Raw genomic sequence first — 3,552 nt, 5'->3', positions numbered from 1 at the left:
ATCGCCTGCATGCGAATATTACTGATCAGACTGAATGCCATGCTGAGAGACGGCACGGAGTGGCGGTGACGAATGGCAGGGTGAAGACAGTTGCTTGTGTCTAGATCTAGGAATAAGCTCTGGGGTGAGAGGGGTGGATGGCAAGCTGTGAGTCCGCGGTGCTTGAAGCACGTGTGGGGGCCGAGCTGCCATCCACCTTTTCCACTCTGGCCCATAAGCCCGACCAGGCTGGGCAGTGGATAACCACCCGGCAGGCACCGACTTTAAAGGTATAAAAAAGAAGAGTTTAAATACCGCAAAAGCATATGGATACCACGCAAAAACCTATCCTGCGGATTTGCTGCGACGCAGGAAGACGACTATTTTCCTTTTGGCTGTAGGAAGGATCTTTTTTTCGAAATAGCCCTCCAAGGACGCACAGCTTTTGGCCAGACTCCCGGCCGAACCATCACAAGGAAGAGAACATGGCTGACGTAAAAGTACCGCAGCGACTGGATCCGCAGGACATCGTGAAGTTGTTGGTGGCGTTGCGCAGGGCGTTGAAGGCCAGGGTGGCTTAAAGCAAAAGATCGCAGCCTTCGGCAGCTCCTACAGATGTACACAAATCCCTGTAGGAGCTGCCGAAGGCTGCGATCTTTTGCTCGACTGGCGTAACAAAAAACGCCGACGCTACTGCCAGCCGTCGGCGTTTGAAACCTTGAAGGGGTTCGATGCTGCGTCGAATCAGAACGCCGGCAGTACCGCGCCGCTGTACTTCTTGGCGATGAAGGCTTTCACTTCAGGGCTGGTCAGTGCCTTGGCCAGTTTCTGGATGGCTACGCTGTCCTTGTTGTCCGGACGAGCCACCAGGAAGTTCACGTAAGGCGAATCGGCACCTTCGATCACCAGCGCGTCTTTGGCCGGGTTCAGACCGGCTTCCAGCGCATAGTTGGTGTTGATCAGGTCCAGGTCAACCTGGTCCAGAACGCGCGGCAGCATGGCCGATTCCAGTTCCTTGAACTTGAAGTTGTGCGGGTTCTTGGCGATGTCTTTCGGGGTAGCCAGGGCGTTTTTCGGGTCTTTCAACTCAATCAGGCCAGCCTTCTGCAGCAGGAGCAGAGCACGGCCGCTGTTGCTGCCTTCGTTCGGCAGAGCGATGGTCGCGCCGTTTGGCAGGTCAGCCAGTTTTTTGTACTTCTTCGAGTAGCCACCGAACGGTTCAACGTGAACGCCGATCACGGTCACCAGGTTGGTGCCTTTGCCTTCGTTGAAGTTTTTCAGGTACGGCAGGGTCTGGAAGTAGTTGGCGTCCAGACGCTTCTGGTCAACCTGCACGTTCGGCTGAACGTAGTCGGTGAACACTTTGATTTCCAGGTCTACGCCTTCTTTGGCGAGGGTTGGCTTGATCAGTTCCAGAATCTCGGCGTGTGGGACCGGGGTCGCCGCGACAACCAGTTTCTCGCCAGCCTGGGCCAGGCCCGCGGTCAGGGCAGCCGCCAGTGCGGTGAACAACAGAACCTTTTTCATGCAGTGTCCTTATCGAAAATCACGGTCGTCATCGACGACGGCTTGTTTAGTACGAGTGCCAGTGAAGTGCTATCGCTGGCGTGAGGCGGACAATACCGGGATTTTTTATTCCCGAACAATATCTTTTATTCACTTTCATATTCCATTTTGTTCATACAGCTCTAGCGCGTGCATCGACCGCCTACCGCCGTTACCTGTAGGAGCCGGCTTGCTGGCGATGGCGTCTTTCCTGATACATCGCGTTGCCTGGATCGCGAGCAAGCTTGCTCCTACAAGAGCGCGGTGTTTTTGAGGAGTTGTTTCAGGGCGGCTTGTTCGGTGGCAGAGCCTTTGGTGAGGATGTGCTGGAGTTGCTGCTCGATCTGCGCCAGGGGCGCGAGTGCTTCGGGCAGGTTCAAATGTTCGGGCAAGATCTCGTCGCCGGTGCTGACCAGCAACGCAAAGTGAATGACGTTTTCCAGTTCCCGGGTATTGCCGGGCCAGCTATGCGCCTCTAACAACTGTTGAGCCGCTTCGCTGATCAGCGGCACTGGCAAATCGAGTCGCTGGCTATAGATGCCCAGGAAGTACTCGGACAACGACAGGATATCGCCGACCCGTTCGCGCAAGGCCGGCAGCTCAAGCTGCCCCTCACTGAGGTAGTGATAAAGCCGCTCATGGAATTTACCGGCAGCCACGGCTTGCGCCAGATCGATGCTGGTCGCGGCCACTAGACGCACGTCCACCGGGCTCGGTTGAGGCGCACCGACACGGGTGACTTCATGGTTTTCCAGTGCGGCGAGCAACTTGATCTGAATCGGCAGCGGCAAGTCTCCGATCTCGTCCAGATACAGCGTGCCGCCATTGGCCGAACCGAACCAACCGGCGCGACTGCTTGCCGAGCCGCTGTAACTGCCGGCCGCATAGCCGAACAATTCGGCGTCGGCGTAGGTTGGGCTGATCGCGCCGCAATTGACCGAGACGAATAACCCACCACGATCACTGGCGCGATGGATGTGCCGCGCCAACAGCTCTTTACCGCTACCGGTTTCACCACGGATCAATACGGAAATCGAACGCGGCGCCAGTTGTTCCAGCTCCTCGCGCAATTGACGCGAGCGCGGATCAACGAACACCAGCGCCTTGGCGCGGATGCTCAGTGGACTTTTTTCTGCGTCGGGAAAGGTCAGCAGCGGCTGACCGAAGGCTTCAAAACTCATGGCAGGCTCCCGGCCAAAACCGCCGGGAGGCGGGGGCCGTTTTTAAAAAAAGAAAATGCTCAAGCGCGGCGCAGGGCGTGGTGTTCCATGCGGTTTTGCAGGCGATACAGATAAGCAAAACCCTGCTCCCAACGCTGGTGACCGGACTTCACGTTGATGTGCCCGGCACCCGACAGAATCCCCGCCTCGGCGCCCCAGTGACGGGCCAGTTCCAGGGCACGCGGTGCGCTGACGGCATTGTCGTTGTCGGAGCTGACGACCTGGCTCGGAAACGGCAAAAGGTTCGTCGGGATCGGTGCGAAGTTGCGCAGCGCCGGCGCGCAGGCGGGGCGTTCGACGTCCGCTGGAGCGACCAGCAGGGCGCCGCGCACCTGACGCAAAAAATTCAGCGGTGCAGTGGCCGCCCAATGCGCGACCGTGATGCAGCCCAGGCTATGGGCAATCAGGATCACCGGCGTGCTGTCGGCGGCAATCGCCTCGGCCAGCGCCGCGACCCAGTCTTCACGACGCGGTGTCAGCCAGTCGGCCTGCTCCACCCGCGCGCTGTTCGGCAGGCTGTTCTGCCAGTGGCTTTGCCAATGATCTTCTGGCGATCCTTGCCAGCCCGGCACAATCAGGTAGCGAATTGATTCGTTGCGCATGGGGAACTCTCCTGCTGCGTGTCTGTTCCCGGTCGAGTATAGGGAGGAGAGTTATATTCGTTAAGGAATAAGAAGATATTTATTAAGACCTATATCGAATATAAAACAAATCCAATGTGGGAGCAACTGTCTTCACCCTGCCATTCGTCACCGCCATTCGGTGCCGTCTCTCAGCATGGCATTCAGTCTGATCAGTAATATTCGCA

3 protein-coding genes are annotated in these 3,552 nt (G+C 57.5%); all 3 read right to left on the bottom strand.

The genetic code is table 11. The features are described 5' to 3' along the window. Nucleotides 1–723: 723 nt before the first annotated feature. Entirely contained in the window at nucleotides 724–1,506 is a 783-nt protein-coding gene (locus FBY04_RS32180; RefSeq protein WP_008032521.1) for a MetQ/NlpA family ABC transporter substrate-binding protein, read from the bottom strand. Between the two features lie 269 nt (nucleotides 1,507–1,775). Then, the gene (locus tag FBY04_RS32175; RefSeq protein WP_145319719.1) at nucleotides 1,776–2,705 is read right to left on the bottom strand and encodes a sigma 54-interacting transcriptional regulator; all 930 of its coding nucleotides are present in this window, start codon (nucleotides 2,703–2,705) and stop codon (nucleotides 1,776–1,778) included. 59 nt (nucleotides 2,706–2,764) lie between these two features. Then, nucleotides 2,765–3,346, bottom strand: coding sequence for an alpha/beta hydrolase (locus FBY04_RS32170; RefSeq protein WP_145319716.1), 582 nt, complete (start codon nucleotides 3,344–3,346; stop codon nucleotides 2,765–2,767). Between the last annotated feature and the right edge of the window lie 206 nt (nucleotides 3,347–3,552).

The organism is Pseudomonas sp. SJZ080 (assembly GCF_007828295.1).
GTDB classification, from domain to species: domain Bacteria; phylum Pseudomonadota; class Gammaproteobacteria; order Pseudomonadales; family Pseudomonadaceae; genus Aquipseudomonas; species Aquipseudomonas migulae_A.
This window is presented reverse-complemented; position numbering and strand designations above follow the sequence as displayed.

What these genes read in the sequence shown, in the direction of transcription:
- FBY04_RS32180 (WP_008032521.1), bottom strand. Translation starts at nt 1,506, where the DNA reads ATGAAAAAGGTTCTGTTGTTCACCGCACTGGCGGCTGCCCTGACCGCG.
- FBY04_RS32175 (WP_145319719.1), bottom strand. Translation starts at nt 2,705, where the DNA reads ATGAGTTTTGAAGCCTTCGGTCAGCCGCTGCTGACCTTTCCCGACGCA.
- FBY04_RS32170 (WP_145319716.1), bottom strand. Translation starts at nt 3,346, where the DNA reads ATGCGCAACGAATCAATTCGCTACCTGATTGTGCCGGGCTGGCAAGGA.